Source organism: Veillonella atypica (genome assembly GCF_041431435.1).
In the GTDB taxonomy this organism is placed as follows: domain Bacteria; phylum Bacillota; class Negativicutes; order Veillonellales; family Veillonellaceae; genus Veillonella; species Veillonella atypica.
Genome location: NZ_JAPVXV010000001.1, coordinates 197901 through 219640, shown reverse-complemented (window position 1 = coordinate 219640; position 21740 = coordinate 197901). Strand labels below are relative to the sequence as shown.

Here is a 21740-nt window from a genome sequence, read left to right as displayed (position 1 = left end):
TTTATAATATATCAATCATCACGTTCTGATAAGTATTTCATATAATTATTAAATATAGGCTCATCAATAGTAACTTTATTAAACTCAGGATTAACTAAAATTTTACCATACATATTCATAAGACCATATGTATTACCAGATTTAACTACATATAAATTATCATAATACGCCGTGATATCATCAATTGTTTCTGGCAATGTTAATATTATATGACCATCATTAGAATCAATTATATATTTTTTATTTTCTAATGTGGCTACAGTAAATTTATCAATCATATAAATTGGTTTTGATGTGTCAATCGTATCATAAGCCTTATCAACTAATATTCCACTTTCTGCATTAAAAATATAAGATTTTTCAGCTGTTTTTAACACAAAGCTACGATCACTTAATCTTTTACAGGAATCATATTTAAATGGTATGACTACTTGGTCTACAACATTTATAATACCATATTTATTATGTTTATCCGCAGCAATAAAATACTTAAAATCATCTCCTAAAGGTTCTATATAATTGTATTTAGGAGCAATTAATACATTATCATTCGATAATCTAATACCATATAAAGTTTTCCCTTTTTTATCAACAATGGAAAATGGTATGAATTGAGTAGCCGGTTGTCGACTATATCTAATTCCATTATAACCATTTCCTTCTCCATCTCCAGTACCAGCACCATCCATGAGTTCATAATTATATTTATTTATATTATGAATCGCAGTATCCTCATCTATTTCTATACCATCATTAGTTACATATTTGACATATCCGTCTGCTGTATCTATTTTTAATAGTACAACCGCTCCAGATCCATTATAATATTTATTTACATTTTCCCATGTACTTGTAATAGGATTATCTATAACTAATGAACCTGTACTTATATTATAAAGATACCAAAACTCACCCTTTTTACCGTATATTAAATTATCCGAACAATAATTATAAGCACTAACAACATCATTTATAGCATATGTACCATCAGACTTTACTAACTTAAATCCACCCTTTGTCAAAGCCTTTGCATACTCATAAGAAAACTCGTAATCATATCCTGCCGGTAAATAAACCATCGTATTTAAATTTATATAGCGTTTTTGACCATTATCATAAAACGAAGCATATGCATAGTTCTCTCCAAAGTCAATAATGTAATTTACATGTAAATCTTTATAAGGACCTAAAATCCACTTACCTGTTTCATCAACAATTGTATTTCCTGATGGCGATTCTAACGTAATATAGTTTTTAGCTTCAGCCGTATTACCTAGTGCAAGAAGTATTGCTAAAGCAATAAAAATTCTCCTCATAAAATATACCCTCTTTCATATAACACAATAATAATTATTATTATTTTATCATAATTTTTATTTTCTATATTGAAATTTATCGAATATAGTTGTAAAATAGTCATATAAACTATGTATATTTCTCATATTAACTCTCAAGGGAGGATCACTATATGTGCTGGTGTGATATCGTAAGTAAAGCTAAAATTGGCAGTTTAAAAAATCTCGGAAATGGTATGGAACATTCCTTGCGTTTTCTTGCAGAAATCGTTGTAGGTCTCAGTTGTTTACGTGTAGTTATTAACTGGATTTTTGGCATCTAATAATCAAATAAAAAATTAATACATTAAAGGCGCCTAGCATTGCTAAGCGCCTTATTTTTCTATCCATAGATCTATATACTATTTTTATTACTACTCATTAGAGCTACAGCTTATGAATTCAATAATAATTTGGCATATATCTCCGGCTTCATCAAAAGCCCAATATACAGGATATAAACCATCACCAAAGCCAGATTGTATCATCGGTACATACAAATCGGTGTTTGGAATTTTAAAGTTAATCCAATCGCCACCAGGTCGTTGAAATTTAGGATAAGCGATAGCATTTAATTTAAATAGCTCGTCAAAGTAATCATCATAAATATTGCCATTAGGATGTTGTTCATACCAATGACGATCAAATTCTCTATACGCAGTTACAGTTGCTTCATCAACAAGTGTTGCCAATCCAGCATCTACAGGAAAACCAATATAACTTTCACCATCTTCTAACTCGCTTAAATCCTCATGACCTTTAAGGGCTAACTCATATTGTACAGGTTTTGTATTCTTAAACAACACCCTAGTTAATACATAACGATAATAATCTGTATCTAGTTCAGCTACTTTAGTTTCTATTGGATATGTTCCAGGATCTACGGTACGTATATATGTCTTATTATCAACAGCAGCTAAATGTGTTAATGGATCACACGCAAAAATACGACCTGTTGGTAAAGTTATATATCCCATCGGCAATGTATATAGTTTTTTACCAAATAGTTCATCAGCTTCGAATATGGCATGATAATCGACAGGCGCTTTTAATTTCCCCTCACTGCCGAGATGATTAAATGTGTCTATCCATTCTTTTGATATATCCTGTGTATTCATTATAGAAACTCCTATCTATGTGATTCTGCTTCATGCTTATTACGTACATATTGTTGTTCTAATGCTTCATAAGCTGCTGTTTTCTGAATAATTTGTTTAACTACAGTATCTAAATCTGATCCATCTGTATAATCTGCTGGTGCGTAATAACGAATGCGATGATGTTGCATCATTTTATATACTTTATCCTTATTCTTGCTATCTGGATCATAAACACCGATTGAATGCCCTCCATTGACATTGACAAGGCTCATGCAAGGAATATCTGTATCACTATCACCTATATAAATCATGTTGCGGAACGGTACACGTTGTTCTTCAGGACGGATATAATCGTTTACACCAGGATCATTTATATCTAATACACCTTTTTGTATGCGGAATAAGAACTGGGTTTTATTCGTGTAATTGATGGCTTGTGCTGGCCATACGGCTACGCCTTTATCGTCAAACATAAATGCGCTGGCATAGATTTTTTTGAAAGCCCCATTTCTTGCCATTTCAGTGCCTTCAATCATCTCTTTTAAGCCAGAAGATATGATGTAATGTTCAATGCATACACCGTGTTCTAAACCATATTCACGAATACGTTCAAACCAAGTGCGAACACCTTCATATAGTTTCACTTGATTGCCATATTCCATAAGCTTTTCTCGAGTTACATAAAAACGGCCCACTGCTTCTTGAATCATCTTGTACATATAAGCCAAGTTATTATCCATATCATTTTTCTTAGCCAGTTGATTAGATTCTTGCCAGAACTGTTTGATTTGCTCTTCATCATAGCCAACAGATTGGATAAAGCCTTGTGCCTGCATATCATCAGGTGTTAATGTCTTATCAAAATCATAGCACATAGCAAGAACTGGCATAGATGATTCTAGCGATTGTAATGAATCTTTACTTTCATTCTTATAGGTGATCATACTCCACCTCCTTGTAATAATAAAACAATAAACCAAAAATAGGCTTTACACCCTCTTATATTCCTGAGATGTCCCTTTGATAACCCCTTTTGTCTATATTTTACACGATACGTCAACGCTATAGGCTTAAAAGCAGGTTATAATTCTCCTTAAAATAAAGAATCTTGTGTGTAATTTGTATCTACAATCCAACTTTTTTCCGCACTCTCTTTAATAATTGCTGTTTTTGAAAGTGTACCAATAAGCAAGCTAGAGTTCGGATCATGTAATAAGCGATTTTGATGAACTGCAGCCTGATTCCTATTAGCATAACAATAGCGACAAAAATGGCTACAAGTATCATAGGCACCTATATCACCATGTAAATAACAATTACACTCTGGTCTAGCTGGTGTACGTTTCGGTGCTTTTAATTTTACGTTCCAAGCACGTTCATAACAGTCTAGCGTAAGACAGCCCTCTGTATTAACACCTAATTCTTTGAAAACGTCCCCTTCTCCACAGGTTTTAAGTATCATATGATGAGAATGAGCTATAGATACTAATTCTTTAATGATCTTCATTTGAATATCTAAACTCGGTCTATAACCTTCGGGAAAGTTCTGAGCTACCTTATCAAATATATCTATGAAACTAACAACTACGGTATCTGTATAGCCTTCTAGAGACTTAGCCATTTTATAAAAGCTTTCAAAATGAAAATCAATTGTATAGTTTGAGGTTAAAATAATAGGATCATAACGCCACACCATGGACTGAGGATTACGTTTTGTAGATATGTGTTTAAATCCGTCTATTACTAAATCCACTTGTGGTACATTAGTCTCTATATCTGCTCCATATGGAGTTATAGTCATATGCCAATACTGTCTATAATCATTTATTTCATGTAAGAGCGGAATGAAAGGCAACGGATTCTTTGTACAAAACGCAATACCATCTACGACCTCATGATTGATAGGATATCGTGTTATCTGTATCGGATTATAGGGATTACGTACATCTACAAATCCTTGGCGGACGCGATTAATTAACCATTGCCCATAAAAGGCAGGAATATCCGTACGCTGTCCCGTCTGTAAAATCATTGTCCTGTCCTTTCATAAAACAAAAATATAGATGTATTATATCATACTCAATATTAATTATTTATGGAGTAAGTGTGATATTTATAGTATGGTACATTCTCATTTTATGGTACTATTAAGTGTATTAAAAATGAGGAGAACTGAAAAAATGAATGATATATTTGAAAAAAATCATCCTATGAAGGATGATAAAAAGTTTATTACCTCCTATTGGAGTGACCGAGCTCGTGATTTTGGCTCTTTACGAGCTAAAGAATTAGAAAGCCCTAAACTTAAGCTTTGGCGTGATGAGTTAATGCGTCATATTTTTGATTCTGACCGTTCTTTACGTATTTTAGATATTGGTTGTGGTGCAGGTTTTTTCAGTATTATTCTCTCTGAATTGGGTCATACAGTACATGGTATTGATATTACCCCAAATATGATTGATGAAGCTAACCAACTGGCCGAATCACTAAATTCTGATGCTACCTTCTCTATTATGGATGCTGAAAATTTAAGTTTTGATACGAATACCTTTGATATCGTTGTAGCCCGTAATGTAACATGGAATTTACCACATCCAGATAAAGCCTATGCTGAATGGTTGCGTGTCATCCGTCCTGGCGGATTAATTCTAAACTATGATGCGGAACATGCACGCAATCATCATAATTTACCACAATCTGTACATCATGCACATGAACATGTGAGTAATGAACTAAAGGAACGTTGTCATACCATTTATCATATGCTCGATATTTCTTCCTTTACACGTCCACAATGGGACATAGAATTGCTCACTAAGATGGGTGTTAGTTCTGTATCTATTGATTCAACTGTAGGACCTCGTATCTATGCAGAAGAGGATGAATTTTATATTCCTGTGCCTATGTTTTTGGTGAAAGCGATTAAATAGAATTCGTATTACGCTAGACAATACAAAACCCACTCTATGAACTATATCATGAGTGGGTTTTCGTTATATGAGGTATATAATCTTAGTTTTTAAAATACTCTTGAGCCTTACCGATTTCGCTACGCAATTTTTCTTCATCGATAGTCAATAGTTCTTTATTTTTCATAAGAACCTTGCCAGCTACAATAACTGTATTTGCATCAGAGCTATTAGCTGAGTATACAAGTGCTGCTACATCATTATATCGAGGCATCCAATGCATACCAGATACATCATATAATACGATATCGGCACGTTGACCTACTGCAATTTTACCGAGGTCATTATATCCAAGAGCTTTGGCCCCTTCTACAGTCCCCATATTCCAAGCCGCTTGTGCCGGAATAGCTTTAGGATTATAGAGACGAGCTTTATGTAATGTCGCTGCTAAACGAACTTCTTCAAGCATATCCGCATTGTTATTTGATGCAGAACCATCTGTACCAAGACTTACAGTAATCCCTTTTTCTATCATTTCAGGAATAGGCGCAATACCACTAGCCAGTTTCAAGTTAGATTGTGGATTATGAGCTACAGCTACATTATTTTCAGCCATAATAGCCATATCTTCTTCTGTTACATGTACGCAGTGAGCTGCCAATGTAGTATTCCAGAACAAACCCAAATCATGCATATGAGCGATTGGTGTCTTACCAGTCGCTTTTATAACATTTTCCACTTCCCCTTTTGTTTCGGATAAGTGCATATGAATGCCACAATTTAGTTCATGAGATAAAGCAATAACCTTTTCCATATACGCATCTGGACAAGTATATGGCGCATGTGGTCCTAATAGGACCTTGATGCGGTCATTATCATAACCATGATAAGTGCGGAACAAATCTACATTTTCCACAAGCGCTTGATCAGCTGTAGGAGAAACACCGGCAAGACCACGGGACAATACAGCTCGAATACCGGTTTCTTTCACAACATCAGCTGTTATATTCATAAAGAAATACATATCGCTAAATGTAGTCGTACCAGAACGTAGCATCTCTGCAATACCTAGTTGTGTACCCCATTTAACCAGATTGTCATTCAATTTGGCTTCCGTTGGCCAAATCGCTGTTTCAAGCCAATCCATAAGTTCTAAATCATCAGCATAGTTACGGAATAATCCCATCGCTATATGTGTATGTGTATTGACGAGACCTGGAGCGGCCAATTGACCTTTACCGTCTAGTGTTTCCTTTGATTGTGCAGATTTTGCTTCTTCTCCGGTTAAGATAGCAGTAATAAAACCATTTTCGATTGCAATAGCATGATTTTTTAATGTTCCATTGTCGGTAAGAACATCTACATTGGTAATTAATAAATCTGACATAATGCCTCCTTGTATAGGTACAACAGAGTCTATATAGACTCTGTTAATTAGATGTTCAAGTTAAAGATTATATTAGTTTACCTTTGTTAAGTAATCGATTTGGTCTTGTGTTAACGCATCTAAATCGTAACCCATGGAGTGTAATTTAATTTTTGCTACTTCTTCATCAAGTTCACGAGGCAATACATACACTTTTGGCTCCATGTTTTTACCATTGTTTAATACATGTTCAGCAGCCAATGCTTGCATAGCAAAGGACAAGTCCATAATTTCAGCAGGATGACCATCGCCTGCTGCTAAGTTTACAAGACGACCTTCAGCCAATACATAGAGTTTACGGCCATCAGCCATTGTATAGCCTTCAATATTTTGACGAACACGTTCATGGCTAACTGCAACTTGTTCTAAATCATGAACATTAACTTCGCAATCAAAATGACCAGCGTTGCAAAGAACGGCTTTGTCCTTCATAACTTCGTAATGTTCTTTTACGATAACATCTTTACAACCTGTTACCGTACAGAAGATATCGCCAATTTTAGCAGCTTCTACCATAGGCAATACAGTGAAACCATCAAATACTGCTTCAATAGCTTTAATAGGGTCAACTTCTGTAACAAATACGTGAGCGCCTAAACCTTTAGCACGCATGGCAACACCTTTACCGCACCAGCCATAACCAGCAACTACAACGTTTTTACCTGCTACTGTAAGGTTGGTAGTACGCATGATACCATCCCATACAGATTGGCCTGTACCATAGCGGTTATCGAATAAGTATTTACAGTTAGAATCATTAACAGCAATCATAGGGAATGTTAATTGTTTAGCATGTTCCAATGCATACAAACGATGAACACCTGTTGTAGTTTCTTCACTGCCACCTAACAAACGTTCTTTAGCATCAGTACGTGTTGTATGTAATAAATTAACAAGATCACCACCGTCATCGATGATAATATGAGGTTTATGATCTAATGCTTTGTTAAGGAACATAAAATATTCTTCATCAGTACAATCGTACCAAGCATATACAGTAAGACCCATGTCAACAAGACCTGCTGCTACATCATCTTGTGTAGAAAGAGGGTTTGAACCTGTAACGATGACATCAGCACCACCGCGCTTTAACACAGTTGCAAGGTATGCAGTTTTAGCTTCCAAGTGAACGGAAACAACAATTGTTTGGCCTTTGAAAGTTTGTTCTTTTTCAAAACGATCGCCTAATGTATTTAGAGTAGGCATAAAATTAGAAACCCAATCGATTTTTTTACGGCCTTCAGCAGCGAGATTGATATCTTTAATTAATGATTGCATATGTACCCCTTCATTCTTCAATTAATAATATACAGGTTATGAAAAGAACTTACTTTAACATGATAAGTTTTATATACATCCGTAATGACATCTACTTATTGTCAACAACGGATTGTAAGCGAGCAATAGACTCTTGATAGTTTGGTGTTAAAACACCTTCTTCAGTTATAATAGCTGTTACTAGTTCATGAGGTGTTACATCAAAAGCAGGGTTTAATACATGAATACCCGTAGGCGCAGATGGCACACCTTGGAATGTCAACACTTCATCATCAGCGCGCATTTCAATGGGGATATCCTTACCATCTTTGAGTGTAAAATCAAATGTACTATATGGAGCAGCTACATAAAATGGAATATTATGGAATTTTGCAAGCACTGCTAATCCATAAGTACCAATTTTATTAGCTACATCACCTTCTGTTGTAATGCGATCGGCACCAACTATAATAGCGTCAATTAAACCTTGTTGCATTGCATAGGCCGCCATATTGTCTGTCTCTAATGTAACAGGAATACAATCTTCATGGAGTTCAAAAGCCGTTAAACGTGCACCTTGTAATAAAGGACGCGTTTCATCAGCATATACCATTTCTAATTGTCCCTGTTCATGTAGTTTACGAATCACACCAAGTGCAGTGCCAAGACCACCTGTAGCTAAAGCACCGGCATTACAATGTGTTAAGATTCGTAAATTTTGTTTTCCTTTAAATAAAGTGGCCCCATTAATAGCCATACGTGTGTTAAGTTGTACATCCTCTTCATGGATAACAATGGCTTCATGCGTGATGCGGTCTATAATTTCATGCATAGACGCAAACGGACCGGCTTTCACAATCGCTATAATACGATTAACAGCCCAAGCTAAATTAATCGCCGTCGGTCGAGTTTCCTTTAATTCTTCACTCCACTCATAAAAGGTTGATAGCTGTTCAGAAAAGGGAACAGCTAAACGATTCGCCTCCGCAGCCGCTAAAATAAGGCCATACCCTGCAGCGACACCAATAGCAGGAGCTCCACGGACACGAAGCATCTTTATAGCCTCCGCCACTTGTCGCCAATAGGTACACTGTAAATATTCCACATGAGTTGGTAATTTTGTTTGATCTAATAAAATGAGCGTACCATCACGCCATTCAATATTGTTCATGAGAACTCCCTCCACATTGTCATATCAAAATGGATACGAACTCTTATAATTTAAAACCACCATACTCAGCCATGCGATGATGAGCTGCATAATCTGCGTTCATATCAATCACCTCAATTGTACCTAAAATAAGAGCTTTCAATTGAGATGCCATTTCGCCCATCATTTCAACTACTTCACTGTGAGTAAGAGCATTTTCAGAAATACCAGCTGCATAGTTCGTAATCATAGAAATTGTTGTGTACGCCATTTCCGCTTCGTTTGCTAGATTAACCTCTGGTACATTTGTCATACCTACTGTATCGCCACCAAGCATGTGGAACATCTTAATCTCAGCAGGTGTTTCAAAACGTGGACCTTCTGTACATACATAGGTACCGCCATTATGAATAGACAATTTTTGTTCTTTACCTACAGATTCAATGATTTGACGAAGCTCAGGACAATATGGATTTGTCACATCTAAATGTGCTACCGGACGCTCGCCACCTTCATAGAATGTAGTGACGCGATTTTTTGTAAAATCAAGAAATTGATCTGTTAAAACAAAGTGACCAGGTTCAAAATTCTTATTCAAAGAACCTACAGCAGTCGTAGAAATAATAAATTTAACGCCTAGCTTTTTTAGGCCCCAAATATTGGCACGATAATTAATTTTATGTGGAGGAATCGTATGGTCTTTACCATGACGAGCTACAAAAATCACAGTTTTACCTTTATATGTTCCTTGAACATAATCAATCTCTCCATAAGGAGTCATCAAGGATTCTTCATGAATATTTTCAAATATAGACGGATCATAAACACCTGTTCCGCCAATTACACCGATTGCACTCATAGTTGCCTCCTATTAAAAATACTCTATTTTTATATTTTCGCATATAATGATAAAACAATCTATAGAAAAAGTTCTATTATTGAATTGGTCCTTTAGGTGTAAACATATCTTCTAGTTCTTTTTTAGAGAAATGATACTTTTCATTACAGTAATGACAAACTAGCTCTGTTGTTTCATCTTCTAAGAGGGATTTCTTATCATCTTCACGCAATGTCATAAGAACGCCAGCGAATCGATCACGACTACAACGACATTTAAAAAATACTGGTTCGTTATAGACTTCGTTAACAGTAAGTCCGTCTAGCACTTTCTCAACAAGGCCTTTACCATCAGGATGTTCTTTTAAATATTCTGTAACAGGTCCTAATTCATTGATATTCTTTTCTACCATAGCCAATGCAGCATCAGTAGCATCAGGTAAAGCTTGTACGATAAAACCACCAGATACAATGGTATGATAATCTGGGTCTACGAGAACGCCTAAGCTAATCGTAGATGGCACCTGTTCAGATGTATAAAGGTAATACGCCAAGTCCTCTGCTACTTCACCACTTTGAATAGGGCTAGTAGATGTATAATCTTGAGCCAATTTAGTGAATCTTGTAACTTGTACTTCCCCATGGTGGCCGACTGCAGCACCTACATCGAGTTTTCCAGCACGTTTTAATGGCACATCCACATGTGGCTCATCTACATAACCGCGAACAGTATTATCAGAAAATGCATCGACATGTACAACACCGAGTGGGCCATCACCTTTAATGCGAAGACTTACATTCTCGTGATTTTTAAAATCACCCGCCAATAATAGAGCACCCGTCATGGCACGTCCTAGAGCAGCTGTTGCGACTGGCCATAAATCATGACGTACGCGCGCGGTCTCTACCGTATCCGTTGTAACGGCTAATGACATACGAACCCCTTCACGGGTAGTAAAACGTTTTATATAATCCATTCAATCATTCCTTATATATAATCAAATTATTATGTATTACACTCTTTAGTGCCTATATAGTATAGCATGATATATGTATATTTTCCATTATGCAGGAACATATGTTTGTTTAAGTATCTTTTCTAGTAAAAGAACATATTTTCGATATAAAAAACACTCAGTATCATACGATACCGAGTGTTTTCAAAGGTTAATTTAGATTTGATCGATAAGATTAACCATTTCAATAGCCCCCATAGCGCAATCGTAACCTTTATTACCCGCTTTTGTACCAGCACGTTCGATAGCTTGTTCAATATTTTCAGTTGTTACTACACCGAACATAACAGGGATACCGGTTTCTAAAGAAACGTGAGCAATACCTTTTGCTACTTCATTACAAACATAGTCATAATGTGTAGTAGCCCCACGAATAACGGCACCTACACAAATAACAGCATCATAACGACCAGATAAAGCTGCTTTTTTTGCAATCAAAGGAATTTCATAGGCACCAGGAACCCAAATGACTGTAATATCTTCTTGTTTAACATCATGACGCAATAAGCAATCTTCTGCGCCACCAATTAATTTAGATGTAATGAACTCATTGAAACGTGAACCAATAATGGCAAATTTCTTACCAGTACCAACCAAATTACCTTCTTGAACCATCATGTTATAGCCTCCTATGAATTTAGATTAAATGTCTATATAACGAAAGAAAAATTAGTCTTCTAACATATGTCCCATTTTTTCTTCTTTTGTTTTTAAATAGCCTGCATTAAATTTGTTAGCAGGAATAATGAGAGGTACACGTTTGTGTACATCAACACCCCAATGTTCTAAGCCATGGCGTTTTTCAGGATTATTCGTCAATAAACGGATACTCTTAATACCTAAGAATCGAATAATTTGAGCCGCTAAAGAATATTCGCGCATATCTGCAGGGAAACCTAATTGTTCATTCGCTTCTACTGTATCAAGACCTTGTTCTTGTAATGCATAGGCTTTAATTTTATTTGTTAAGCCAATACCACGACCTTCTTGACGCATATACACGACAACGCCTTTGCCCTCTTTTTCGATGGAGCGTAATGCATTTTCTAATTGTTCACCACAATCGCAGCGTTTAGAACCAAATACATCCCCTGTTAAACATTCGGAGTGAATGCGTACAAGCACATCTTCACAATCTTGTACATCGCCTTTAACAATAGCTAAATGTTCTTTATGATCTAAGTCATTTTTAAATACGAAGATATTGAAATCGCCAAATTTTGTTGGTAATTTGGAACAAGCGCCTAATCCGATCATATCTTCATGTTGTTTACGATATTCGATGAGTTCTGCTACGGACGCAATTTTCAAATCATGTTCCTTAGCAAATTCGATTAGATCCGGTAAACGTGCCATATCACCATCATCTTTAGTGATTTCACAGATAACAGCAGCCTCTTGCAAACCAGCAAGACGACAAAGGTCAACAGATGCTTCAGTATGACCTTGACGTACGAGAACGCCACCTTCTTTATATACCAATGGGAATACGTGTCCAGGTCTACGGAAATCAGCAGCTTTTGCATTAGGATCCAATAATTTTTGAATCGTATACGCCCGTTCTGCAGGAGAAACACCTGTAGTTGTATCTACATGGTCAACGGTAACAGTAAATGCTGTTTCATGATTATCCGTATTCTTTGTAACCATTGCAGGAATACCGAGGCGTTCCAAAGCTTCTCGTCTCATTGGAGTGCACACGATACCACGTGCATATTTAACAAAGAAATTAATGTTTTCTTGAGTAGCAAACTCGGCAGCGATAATTAAATCCCCTTCATTTTCGCGACTTTCATCATCAACGATAATAACAGGTTTACCAACTTTCATATCTTGAAGAACTTCTTCAATTGTATTCAATGTATAATTCATGGAGACAACTCCTCCTTTTACATAAATCCGTTCTCTACTAATAGAGATTCCATGGATTTTTGAGACTTACTTGTATGTGTAGGCACATCTAATGTCATAAAATGACGAATATAACGGCCTGTAATATCTGTTTCTAAATTTACCTCTGTACCAATCGACGCATGTCCGAGCACAGTTTCGCTTAATGTATGTGGAATGATAGATACGGAAAAGGTCGATTCAGTTCTCTCCATAATCGTTAAGCTAATGCCATCGATTGTAATAGATCCTTTATAAATGACGTAATCCATAATCGATTTTGGAGCAGAAATAGTGAAAACAATGGCATTATCTGTTCGTTTCATATTGACGATGCGACCTGTACCATCTACATGACCAGCTACAATATGACCTCCAAACCTTCCATTAGCAGCCATAGCGCGTTCGAGATTAACGGGTTGATTTACCTTTAAATTGGTAAATGTCGTCATACTTATTGACTCTGGCATAACATCTGCTGTAAATTGGTGATTTCCAATAGATGTGGCAGTTAAACAAACGCCATTAACCGCTACTGAATCGCCAATTTTTAAATCGTCAAAAATCGTATTGCCACCGATTGTCAATAATAAGGATTGGGCACCCTTTTTAACGTTTACTATTTTGCCAACTTCTTCAACGATGCCTGTAAACATAGGAGCCCTCCCTTCCTAAACGATAGGATTCAATACGAATATTATTATCTAGTATTCGCGAACTAGCAAATTCGAGTGTAGGCGCCTCATGTAATGTAGCAAAACCGGTACCACCTACAGCAGCTGTACTATTCGCTCCTCCTATGACAAGATTGCCTATATAGGTAACAATTTTATCAAAGGCCAACGATTCAACAAAGGAACTGATAATGGTGGAACCACCTTCAACAAGCACTGATGTGTATTCTTGTTCCCCAAGATGTTCCAAACACGCTTGAATATCTATCTTCTTAATATCTATAGCTACATCGGTGGTACGACCTTGACGCACCGATTTTGTTGGGAGTTCTTCTACAATCGCTCCAACATTAGCCAAAACAATTCTACGCTGCTCTGGACAACCTTTCGCTACATAAATGATAACCTTACGATTTGGTATCGTAAATACCTTTGCATCCGTTGGCGTACGCCCCTGACTATCCAGAATAATAATATCTGGCTGATGCACCTCTAATGTATTATCTATGGAGACATCGTGTCTGTCGATAAGTGCTTCATATAATTCATCTCTAGTGAGCCTACAATTAAGCAATGGATCATCAGCCAAGATGGTACCAATACCAACAAGCATCGCATCATGAGACGCTCGCAATATATGTCCGTCCTTACGGGAACTTTCATTCGTAATCCATTGAGATTGACCGGTGAAAGTAGCAATTTTACCATCTAGGGACATAGCACTTTTTATGGTTACAAACGGTTTATGTGTTTGAATAAATGTAAAGAAATGTTCATTCAACTGAATACATTCATCCACACATACATCTGTAGTTACCTCTATACCTGCCTCAGTAAGAATTTGAATGCCCTTACCAGCTACCAGTGGATTGGGATCAGTACTACCAATCACAACGCGAGCAATACCAGATTCAACGACACGCTTTGCACATGGCGGGGTCTTACCATAATGAGCACAAGGCTCAAGAGTTACATATAAGGTAGCCCCCCTAGCATTGTCGCCTGCGGCATCTAAAGCATGCACTTCCGCATGGGCCTCACCAGCCTTATGGTGATACCCTTCGCCAACTATTGTATTATTTTTTACTACGACGGCACCAACCAAAGGATTGGGCGATGTATGTCCAGTTGCCATTTTTGCAAGACAAATGGCACGCTTCATATATAATTCGTCGTTCATCATAATACCTCAATAAAAAAAGGACTATAAACATAGTCCTTGGGGCATCATATATACACATACAAAATATATGTGCTATTGTCTTTTCTCATCCAGACTCTACTGTCGGTATCGGAATTGCACCGATTCATGCCATATAGCTCGCGGACTATAACCGCCGGTAAGGAATTTCACCTATCCCCAAAGACTTATCATATTAATTTATATGTTTATAGTACCACTTTTATGATACTTTCGCAAGATTATACATTTGTATATGAGAAAACTTATTAATATCCATCTCAACTATATAACACTTTTAGAAATTGAACTAATTTTGTGATGTATACAATATATTGTGATAAAAGTCACATAATATGCAATCATAAGATACTACTATTTATAGTATACAATGAATTATATTTTTAAATAACATTAATTATCATACAGAGGTGATAATATGGCAAAAAAACGTATATCAGATGTAATCATAGAAGTATTAGCTAACGCAGGCATCGAAAGAATTTATGGTATTACTGGGGATAGTTTAAACTCGGTAAACGATAGTTTACGTCGTAATGGGAAAATTCAATTTGAACATGTGCGCCACGAAGAATCTGCAGCCTTCGCTGCTGGTGCAGAGGCTCTATTAACAGGTAAATTAACCGTATGTGCTGGTAGCTCTGGCCCTGGTAATCTCCATTTGATCAATGGTCTATTTGATTGTCATCGCAATCGTGTACCAGTGCTCGCTATTGCCTCTCATATTCCACAATCCGAAGTCGGTCTCAACTATTTCCAAGAAACACATCCAGAAAATTTATTTAAAGAGTGCTCTTGTTTCTGTGAACTCGTTTCTAATCCAAAGCAAATGCCTGAAATCCTATTCCGCGCCATGAATGCCGCAGTTGGCAATCGCGATGTAGCCGTAATCGTTCTACCTGGTGATGTGGCCGTTATGGAAACAGAAATTGATGAATTACCTACATGGCATGCGCCTAAATTGCCACGCGTAATTCCTCAATCAGAGGATATTCTTGAAATGGTCCAACATATAAACAATGGCAAACGCATTACACTTTTCTGTGGTGCTGGTTGTGCCGGTGCTCATGACGAAGTGGTTGAACTTGCTACTAAATTACAAGCCCCTGTTGTACATGCTTTCAGAGGCAAAGAATGGGTCGAATGGGACAATCCTTATGATGTGGGCATGACAGGTTTGCTTGGTTATACATCCGGTTACCGTGCTATTGAGCAATGCGATACACTAATCATGCTAGGTACCGATTTCCCTTATCGTCCATTCTATCCTGAAAATGCTAAGGTAATTCAAGTAGACATCAATCCATCTGCCCTAGGTGCACGCGTTCCATTAACACAAGGCATCATAGGTTCTGTGAAAGATACATTACACGAACTACTTCCTCACCTTACACAACGCGATGATACAGAATTCATCGATACCGTTCGTAAAGCATACACTAAATTCCGCAATGATTTGGACAGCTATGCCGTTGCTGAACCTGATGGCGTAGCAATTCACCCTCAATATTTCGTAAATCGTCTCAATAAATTGGCTGCTGATGACGCCATCTTCACATTCGATGTGGGCACTCCGGTTATCTGGACAGCACGCCATATTAAAACAAATGGCAAACGTCGTATCATTGGCTCCTACAACCACGGTTCCATGGCCAATGCAATGATGCACGCAATAGGCGCTCAAAATGCATGTCCAAATCGCCAAGTTATCTCCCTATCTGGGGACGGCGGTTTCACAATGATGATGGGCGAAATGTTGTCATTAAAACAATTAAATCTTCCTGTGAAAGTATTCGTATTTAACAATGAAGAACTTAGCTTCATTGCCATGGAAATGAAAGCATCTGGTTACCTAGATTATGCTACAGACTTTGTAAATCCTGATTTTGGTAAACTTGCCGAAGCAGCTGGTATCAAAGGTATTAGCATTACAAATTCTCGCGAAGTTGATGAAAAAATTAAAGAAGCCTTGAACTATAATGAAGGTCCTGTTATTATCAACGTTCGTGTAGATAAACAAGAACTTGCTATGCCTCCAAAAATTGCATACCAACAAGCAAAAGGCTTTAGTAAATACTTGATCAACGCCATCCTTGATGGACGTGGTACAGAACTTAAAGAAATGGCTAAAACTAACTGGATGAAATATAAATCCTTATACTAAAATCTGCCAAAATAATTAAATTGCAAAACTTTCAAAAAAAGGTGTCATCAAACGATGACACCTTTTAAATTTATTAGCCAAACAGCGACATTTGTTCATCTTCTGGCAAATCTCCACAGCATTTAAGTTCTTTCATTGTTTCAATGATTGTAGCAGATACCTTACAACGACGTTGCAAGTCTTTTAAGGATGTAAATGGTTTTGCTTCTCGTTCTTCTACAATTGCATCGGCAACGGTTTCACCAAGTGAATCGATAGCTAAGAATGGTGGTAATAGTGCGCCGTCCTTAATGCTAAATCGGCGAGCACCGGAATGTTGAATATCTACGTTAATAAATCGATAGCCCCGTTGATACATTTCCATAGATACCTCTAAGGCGGACATCAAATCCTTTTCCTTAGGGCTGGCACCACGGTCAAGAGCTTTAATACGATTAAATTCTTTCAATTGTGTATTCAAATCACCTGTCATGATCCGTAAATCAAAGGCTTTTGCACGGATGGAAAAATAGGCAGCGTAGAATGCTAATGGATGGTATACCTTAAACCACGCAATACGGAAGGCCATCATAACGTAAGCAACGGCATGGGCACGTGGGAATAGATAGGAAATCTTTTTACAAGACTCAATAAACCATTCAGGAATATTATTTTCTCGCATTTCTTTTTCAAATTCCGTAGTCGCTTGCCCTTGTTTATTTCTCTTTTCGATGCCCTTCCCTTTACGAACATTTTCCATGACGAAGAAACTGTTTTTCTTGTTCATGCCACGATGAATCAAAAAGTTCATTACGTCATCACGAGTAGAAATAGCTTCATTCAATTTACAAGTACCATTTTTAATAAGTTCCTGTGCATTATCGAGCCATACATTCGTACCGTGGGAGAAACCAGAAATACGAACAAGATCAGAGAAGGTTTGCGGCCTAGAATCTTCTAACATGCCCCGTACAAATTTCGTACCACATTCCGGTACGGCAAGGCTAGCTACTTGGTCCCCTTGCAATTGTTCAGGCGTCAATCCGATACCCTCTGTTGATGAGAATAGGCTTAGCGTTCTCGGATCATCAAAAGGAATCGTCTTCGCATCAATACCGGTCAAATCCTCCAGCATACGAATAATCGTCGGATCATCATGGCCCAGAATATCGAGTTTTGTCATACGCCCTTCAATAGAGTGATAATCAAAGTGAGTGGTTAATACGCCACTCTCTTTTTTATTGGCCGGATGCTGAATCGGCGTAAAATGGTGCACATCCATATCACGAGGACAAACCATGATGCCACCAGGATGTTGGCCTGTCGTATTTTTTACATTTGTAAAACCTTTTGCTAGGTGCTCAAGGAATCCACTACGAGCCTGAATATTTCTAAGCTCTGCATATTTCTTTACATACCCAAACGCAGTCTTATCTGCAATGGTACCAATCGTACCGGCCTTAAATACATTATCACGACCAAACAGTTCTTCTGTGTATTTATGGGCCTTCGCTTGGTAGTCACCAGAGAAGTTCAAATCAATATCTGGAACCTTATCGCCTTCGAAACCAAGGAAGATAGCAAATGGAATGTCATGACCATTCGTTTGTAATGGATGACCGCAATTAGGACAGTCACGACGCGGTAAATCGAATCCACCGGCGTATTCACCATTTTCATAAAATTCCGACCACTTACATTCAGGGCAAATATAATGCGGTGGCAATGGATTAACCTCTGTAATCTCCGACATGGTCGCTGCAAAGGACGAACCTACAGAACCACGAGAACCTACTAGATAGCCATCATCTAGCGATTTTTTTACCAGCTTATGAGCGATATAGTAAAGCACGCCATAACCATTGCTGATGATACAGTCAAGCTCATAATCTAGGCGTTCTTGTACAACACGAGGCAATGGATCACCATAAATCTTCTTCGCATTTACATAACACATTTCTGTGAAAGCTTCATCGGCCCCTTCAATTTTAGGTGAATATGTGCCATCTGGCACTGGTTTAATGTCTTCAATACTATCGTTGATGGCCCGTGTATTCGCAACAACAACCTCATAGGCTTTTTCTTCACTCAAATATGGGAATGATGCTAACATTTCATCAGTAGTACGCAAATGTAAATCCGGTTGTTCATCCGCATCAGGGAACCCACAAGCGGTTAACATAATCTCACGATAAATCTTTTCTTCTGGCGTTAAATAATGAACGTCACAGGTAGCACATACACGTTTATTGAGGGCTTCGCCCAATTCAATAACCGTCTTATTCATATCGATCAGAGCTTGTTCATCTGGCACGATACCCTTGCGAATTAAGAATGTATTGTTGGTATGTGGTTGAATTTCAAGGTAATCATAGAATGATGCAATCGTTAATAGCTCTTCTTTGGAGGAACCTTTAACAATAGCCTGCATCAATTCACCTGCTTCACAAGCAGACCCTATAAGAATACCTTCACGATGTTCTTCAATGATAGAACGAGGCAAACGAGGTCTCCGTTTATAGTATTCCAAATGGGATATAGAAATCATTTTATACAGATTACGTAAGCCCACCATGTTTTGCGCTAACAAAATAATGTGATAACGAGGCGCTTCATCTTTTCGTTTTACAACGTCTAAGGATAATTCCTTTTCTAAATCCGCATCATCAACGAGATATCCTTCAACGCCATAAATAACCTTAACACCAAGTTCTTTACCAAGTGCTTGTGCTTCAGGAAAGGCTTGTACAACACCATGGTCCGTAATAGCGACCGCAGGATGGCCCCATTTTTTGACAGTTTTAAATAAATCCTTAATCGATACGAGTGCATCTTTATCACTCATCTTAGTATGGAGATGAAGCTCAACACGAGAATCTGGTCTGTCTTCTGTCCGTTCATTTGTATTGTCTTCTTCGATAGCTTCGATACTACGTATAGATAAAATATAGTCCTTATCAAATCGATCATCAAAGTTGACACTACCTTGAACGCGCACCTTTTGCAATTTCTTTAATTGTTTTAATAAGGCATCCCCTTCTTCTGGACTATTCGTAAACTTGATAAACTTCATACTGTTCGTATCATCTACGATACTGCCATTTACAATACTTTTACCAGTCCTAGTATCGCGTTTATCAAGGCCAATGAACACACCTTCAAAAATGACACTTGGTGTTTCTACAGTGCCCATGATGCTGGATGTCGTGCCCTCAATGCGTGGACCTAAAATCATGCCCTCATCAGTTGGGGCATCCTTAGGCGCGCGTTGTGGATATTTCTTGCCCCCTTTGTGTTGATGTCCATTATTAGCTGAAGATGTAGATGATGAGCTACTAGATACAGATGGATTTCTTGTAGTTACAGACTCATACGATGTGGGGTCTGGATTAAAATAGTCCAATTCCACCGCATCCATAAATGGCACAAACTCATCTGCATAATCAATTTCATCATCGTTATTGCCAGCAAAGGACTTTCCTCTCTCTGGCATGTTTTCTTCTTCTAATTTTTGTCGATGCGCTTCAACGTCTTCAATAAATTCACCTACACCACAACCACCGGCATAGTAGTACGGTGCAAATTCTTCATCATCGTCATCTACCTTCCACGCAAAGCAGCAAGATGTAGTTGCATTGGTAGGAATCGTATCAAAGGAAATATTTTTTTCTTTGTACCAAGCAGCTAAGCGTTCTTGTAATGACACTAATGTTTTAAACGCTGAATCTGCTGCTTGAATGGTTACCTGTTTATCATCACAATTCACATAGAAAGCAGGTTTACTATTCTGTTTTGGTACTACTCGATAACGTACTTTCATTTTTATCCCTTATACCCACAATAGGTTAAACATAAATCCCTAAATCGCCACATATCCCCTTTGCTTGTGCGACTATCTAATATAACCTCATATAATCCTTTTAAGAGTGCTTTTAAAGCCTTTATAGAAATACGAGAACTCGCTTCATAGGCTAGTTTTATAGGGTACGGTTTATAAGAGGCCCCATTTTCTTTACAAAAATTTTCTACCTGTTTAGCTGTCATACCTGCAGCACGACATTCGCTTACCAATAATTGGAGCCGCAATTGTCCTTCGATATACCCCATGGCGCGGTCGATTTCTTTATAGCTAAACATAAATGGAAATAATTCTAATAAGGTATTCACATCTTGTTTTAATAGAGCTTCTTTAAAGGTAAAGATATTTTTAGCCCCATAATTACTACTATGTTCCATTAAAAAAGATCTATCAATTTTCTTATGAGTCCCTAATAAGAGAAAATATCGATCAAACTCGGTACGCATAAAGGCAACCGGCACATCTTGCCATAACTCCAATAGGTGAGATACATAATCATGTCCATCAGGCGTTAGCGTATATCCATTAGATGTGCAATACTGACGTATCCACATCAATAAATCGTCACCTTCTAATCGCTTACATTCCTTGTTAGGAATCGATTCTAATATCTTTTTATTTTGTTTTAATCGTTTATCCACCATATCGTGATAGATAATAAGTACTGGATTATCACCGGTATAATTCATCAGTAAATCGGCCAGTGCATCCCATTCTTGACTCTCTTTTTGGCCTGCTTTTTTTAAGATAGGAGGATTGATAAGACAAAATAACTTAGCATCGCCAAACAAAGAATCCTCCATCAATTGTTCTGATATTTTGGAAGGACCTGCTTCATCATGCAATACGCGCACATCTAGATTTTTATGAGATAAGAAAAATTTTTGTTTCTCTTCTTCTATGAGTTGTGGTTCATTACCATAGATTAGATATACTTGATGCAT

Annotated in this window: 18 protein-coding genes and 1 riboswitch; of the genes, 3 read left to right on the top strand and 15 right to left on the bottom strand. The window is 37.4% G+C overall.

Annotation, left to right across the window (positions count from 1 at the left end):
- Positions 1 to 11 precede the first annotated feature (11 nt).
- A complete protein-coding gene (locus tag O3598_RS00975; RefSeq protein ID WP_371451457.1) occupies positions 12 to 1316 on the bottom strand; it encodes a WG repeat-containing protein in 1305 nt (434 codons plus the stop codon).
- Positions 1317 to 1468: 152 nt separating this feature from the next.
- Between O3598_RS00975 and O3598_RS00970 the strand changes: the two genes are divergently transcribed.
- Positions 1469 to 1618, top strand: a complete 150-nt coding sequence (locus O3598_RS00970; protein WP_005377529.1) for a hypothetical protein — start codon at positions 1469 to 1471, stop codon at positions 1616 to 1618.
- A 90-nt stretch (positions 1619 to 1708) separates the two neighbouring features.
- Here the strand turns inward: O3598_RS00970 and O3598_RS00965 are convergent, their stop codons facing one another.
- From O3598_RS00965 to O3598_RS00955, 3 genes are all read right to left on the bottom strand, one after another.
- A complete protein-coding gene (locus O3598_RS00965) occupies positions 1709 to 2452 on the bottom strand; it encodes a DUF4241 domain-containing protein (protein WP_060807160.1) in 744 nt (247 codons plus the stop codon).
- Positions 2453 to 2463: 11 nt separating this feature from the next.
- Complete coding sequence (locus O3598_RS00960; RefSeq protein ID WP_316584683.1) at positions 2464 to 3378, bottom strand: HAD family hydrolase; 915 nt, start codon at positions 3376 to 3378, stop codon at positions 2464 to 2466.
- A gap of 149 nt (positions 3379 to 3527) precedes the next feature.
- The gene (locus O3598_RS00955) at positions 3528 to 4466 is read right to left on the bottom strand and encodes a DUF1848 domain-containing protein (protein WP_316600157.1); all 939 of its coding nucleotides are present in this window, start codon (positions 4464 to 4466) and stop codon (positions 3528 to 3530) included.
- 148 nt (positions 4467 to 4614) lie between these two features.
- Between O3598_RS00955 and O3598_RS00950 the strand changes: the two genes are divergently transcribed.
- Complete coding sequence (locus tag O3598_RS00950) at positions 4615 to 5364, top strand: class I SAM-dependent methyltransferase (RefSeq protein ID WP_316584681.1); 750 nt, start codon at positions 4615 to 4617, stop codon at positions 5362 to 5364.
- Between the two features lie 82 nt (positions 5365 to 5446).
- Here O3598_RS00950 and O3598_RS00945 read toward each other — a convergent pair whose 3' ends face one another.
- The 9 genes from O3598_RS00945 to ribD all read right to left on the bottom strand — a co-directional run bounded on the left by O3598_RS00945 (position 5447) and on the right by ribD (position 14776).
- Positions 5447 to 6730 (bottom strand): amidohydrolase, encoded by a 1284-nt coding sequence (locus O3598_RS00945; RefSeq protein WP_316584680.1) that lies wholly within the window; start codon positions 6728 to 6730, stop codon positions 5447 to 5449.
- A 72-nt stretch (positions 6731 to 6802) separates the two neighbouring features.
- Entirely contained in the window at positions 6803 to 8047 is a 1245-nt protein-coding gene (locus tag O3598_RS00940; RefSeq protein WP_105084141.1) for an adenosylhomocysteinase, read from the bottom strand.
- Between the two features lie 91 nt (positions 8048 to 8138).
- Entirely contained in the window at positions 8139 to 9197 is a 1059-nt protein-coding gene (mtnA, locus tag O3598_RS00935; protein WP_371451455.1) for an S-methyl-5-thioribose-1-phosphate isomerase, read from the bottom strand.
- A 43-nt stretch (positions 9198 to 9240) separates the two neighbouring features.
- On the bottom strand, positions 9241 to 10035 hold the full coding sequence (gene mtnP, locus O3598_RS00930; RefSeq protein ID WP_005383365.1) for an S-methyl-5'-thioadenosine phosphorylase: 795 nt from the start codon (positions 10033 to 10035) through the stop codon (positions 9241 to 9243).
- 76 nt (positions 10036 to 10111) lie between these two features.
- Positions 10112 to 10990: an Hsp33 family molecular chaperone HslO gene (gene hslO, locus O3598_RS00925; RefSeq protein WP_287504664.1), complete on the bottom strand. Its 879-nt coding sequence runs from the start codon at positions 10988 to 10990 to the stop codon at positions 10112 to 10114.
- A 195-nt stretch (positions 10991 to 11185) separates the two neighbouring features.
- Positions 11186 to 11647: a 6,7-dimethyl-8-ribityllumazine synthase gene (gene ribH, locus O3598_RS00920; RefSeq protein ID WP_005377561.1), complete on the bottom strand. Its 462-nt coding sequence runs from the start codon at positions 11645 to 11647 to the stop codon at positions 11186 to 11188.
- A gap of 51 nt (positions 11648 to 11698) precedes the next feature.
- Complete coding sequence (locus O3598_RS00915) at positions 11699 to 12901, bottom strand: bifunctional 3,4-dihydroxy-2-butanone-4-phosphate synthase/GTP cyclohydrolase II (protein ID WP_060807168.1); 1203 nt, start codon at positions 12899 to 12901, stop codon at positions 11699 to 11701.
- A gap of 17 nt (positions 12902 to 12918) precedes the next feature.
- Positions 12919 to 13575 (bottom strand): riboflavin synthase, encoded by a 657-nt coding sequence (locus O3598_RS00910; RefSeq protein WP_156718681.1) that lies wholly within the window; start codon positions 13573 to 13575, stop codon positions 12919 to 12921.
- Positions 13556 to 14776: a bifunctional diaminohydroxyphosphoribosylaminopyrimidine deaminase/5-amino-6-(5-phosphoribosylamino)uracil reductase RibD gene (gene ribD, locus O3598_RS00905; RefSeq protein ID WP_371451452.1), complete on the bottom strand. Its 1221-nt coding sequence runs from the start codon at positions 14774 to 14776 to the stop codon at positions 13556 to 13558. Before ribD ends, O3598_RS00910 begins: the two co-directional genes overlap by 20 nt.
- Before the next feature lie 73 nt (positions 14777 to 14849).
- A riboswitch (FMN riboswitch) is annotated at positions 14850 to 14965 on the bottom strand.
- A 247-nt stretch (positions 14966 to 15212) separates the two neighbouring features.
- On the opposite strand from ribD, the gene poxB reads away from it, so the two are divergent.
- Positions 15213 to 16958, top strand: coding sequence for a ubiquinone-dependent pyruvate dehydrogenase (poxB, locus tag O3598_RS00900; RefSeq protein WP_371451450.1), 1746 nt, complete (start codon positions 15213 to 15215; stop codon positions 16956 to 16958).
- 73 nt (positions 16959 to 17031) lie between these two features.
- Here poxB and O3598_RS00895 read toward each other — a convergent pair whose 3' ends face one another.
- Complete coding sequence (locus tag O3598_RS00895) at positions 17032 to 20757, bottom strand: PolC-type DNA polymerase III (protein WP_371451448.1); 3726 nt, start codon at positions 20755 to 20757, stop codon at positions 17032 to 17034.
- Positions 20758 to 20759: 2 nt separating this feature from the next.
- On the bottom strand, positions 20760 to 21740 hold the full coding sequence (holA, locus tag O3598_RS00890) for a DNA polymerase III subunit delta (protein WP_371451446.1): 981 nt from the start codon (positions 21738 to 21740) through the stop codon (positions 20760 to 20762).

Excerpts from the sequence above, each read along its gene's own strand:
- O3598_RS00975 (WP_371451457.1), bottom strand. The coding sequence starts at position 1,316 with ATGAGGAGAATTTTTATTGCTTTAGCAATACTTCTTGCACTAGGTAAT.
- O3598_RS00970 (WP_005377529.1), top strand. The coding sequence starts at position 1,469 with ATGTGCTGGTGTGATATCGTAAGTAAAGCTAAAATTGGCAGTTTAAAA.
- O3598_RS00965 (WP_060807160.1), bottom strand. The coding sequence starts at position 2,452 with ATGAATACACAGGATATATCAAAAGAATGGATAGACACATTTAATCAT.
- O3598_RS00960 (WP_316584683.1), bottom strand. The coding sequence starts at position 3,378 with ATGATCACCTATAAGAATGAAAGTAAAGATTCATTACAATCGCTAGAA.
- O3598_RS00955 (WP_316600157.1), bottom strand. The coding sequence starts at position 4,466 with ATGATTTTACAGACGGGACAGCGTACGGATATTCCTGCCTTTTATGGG.
- O3598_RS00950 (WP_316584681.1), top strand. The coding sequence starts at position 4,615 with ATGAATGATATATTTGAAAAAAATCATCCTATGAAGGATGATAAAAAG.
- O3598_RS00945 (WP_316584680.1), bottom strand. The coding sequence starts at position 6,730 with ATGTCAGATTTATTAATTACCAATGTAGATGTTCTTACCGACAATGGA.
- O3598_RS00940 (WP_105084141.1), bottom strand. The coding sequence starts at position 8,047 with ATGCAATCATTAATTAAAGATATCAATCTCGCTGCTGAAGGCCGTAAA.
- mtnA (WP_371451455.1), bottom strand. The coding sequence starts at position 9,197 with ATGAACAATATTGAATGGCGTGATGGTACGCTCATTTTATTAGATCAA.
- mtnP (WP_005383365.1), bottom strand. The coding sequence starts at position 10,035 with ATGAGTGCAATCGGTGTAATTGGCGGAACAGGTGTTTATGATCCGTCT.
- hslO (WP_287504664.1), bottom strand. The coding sequence starts at position 10,990 with ATGGATTATATAAAACGTTTTACTACCCGTGAAGGGGTTCGTATGTCA.
- ribH (WP_005377561.1), bottom strand. The coding sequence starts at position 11,647 with ATGATGGTTCAAGAAGGTAATTTGGTTGGTACTGGTAAGAAATTTGCC.
- O3598_RS00915 (WP_060807168.1), bottom strand. The coding sequence starts at position 12,901 with ATGAATTATACATTGAATACAATTGAAGAAGTTCTTCAAGATATGAAA.
- O3598_RS00910 (WP_156718681.1), bottom strand. The coding sequence starts at position 13,575 with ATGTTTACAGGCATCGTTGAAGAAGTTGGCAAAATAGTAAACGTTAAA.
- ribD (WP_371451452.1), bottom strand. The coding sequence starts at position 14,776 with ATGATGAACGACGAATTATATATGAAGCGTGCCATTTGTCTTGCAAAA.
- poxB (WP_371451450.1), top strand. The coding sequence starts at position 15,213 with ATGGCAAAAAAACGTATATCAGATGTAATCATAGAAGTATTAGCTAAC.
- O3598_RS00895 (WP_371451448.1), bottom strand. The coding sequence starts at position 20,757 with ATGAAAGTACGTTATCGAGTAGTACCAAAACAGAATAGTAAACCTGCT.
- holA (WP_371451446.1), bottom strand. The coding sequence starts at position 21,740 with ATGCATCAAGTATATCTAATCTATGGTAATGAACCACAACTCATAGAA.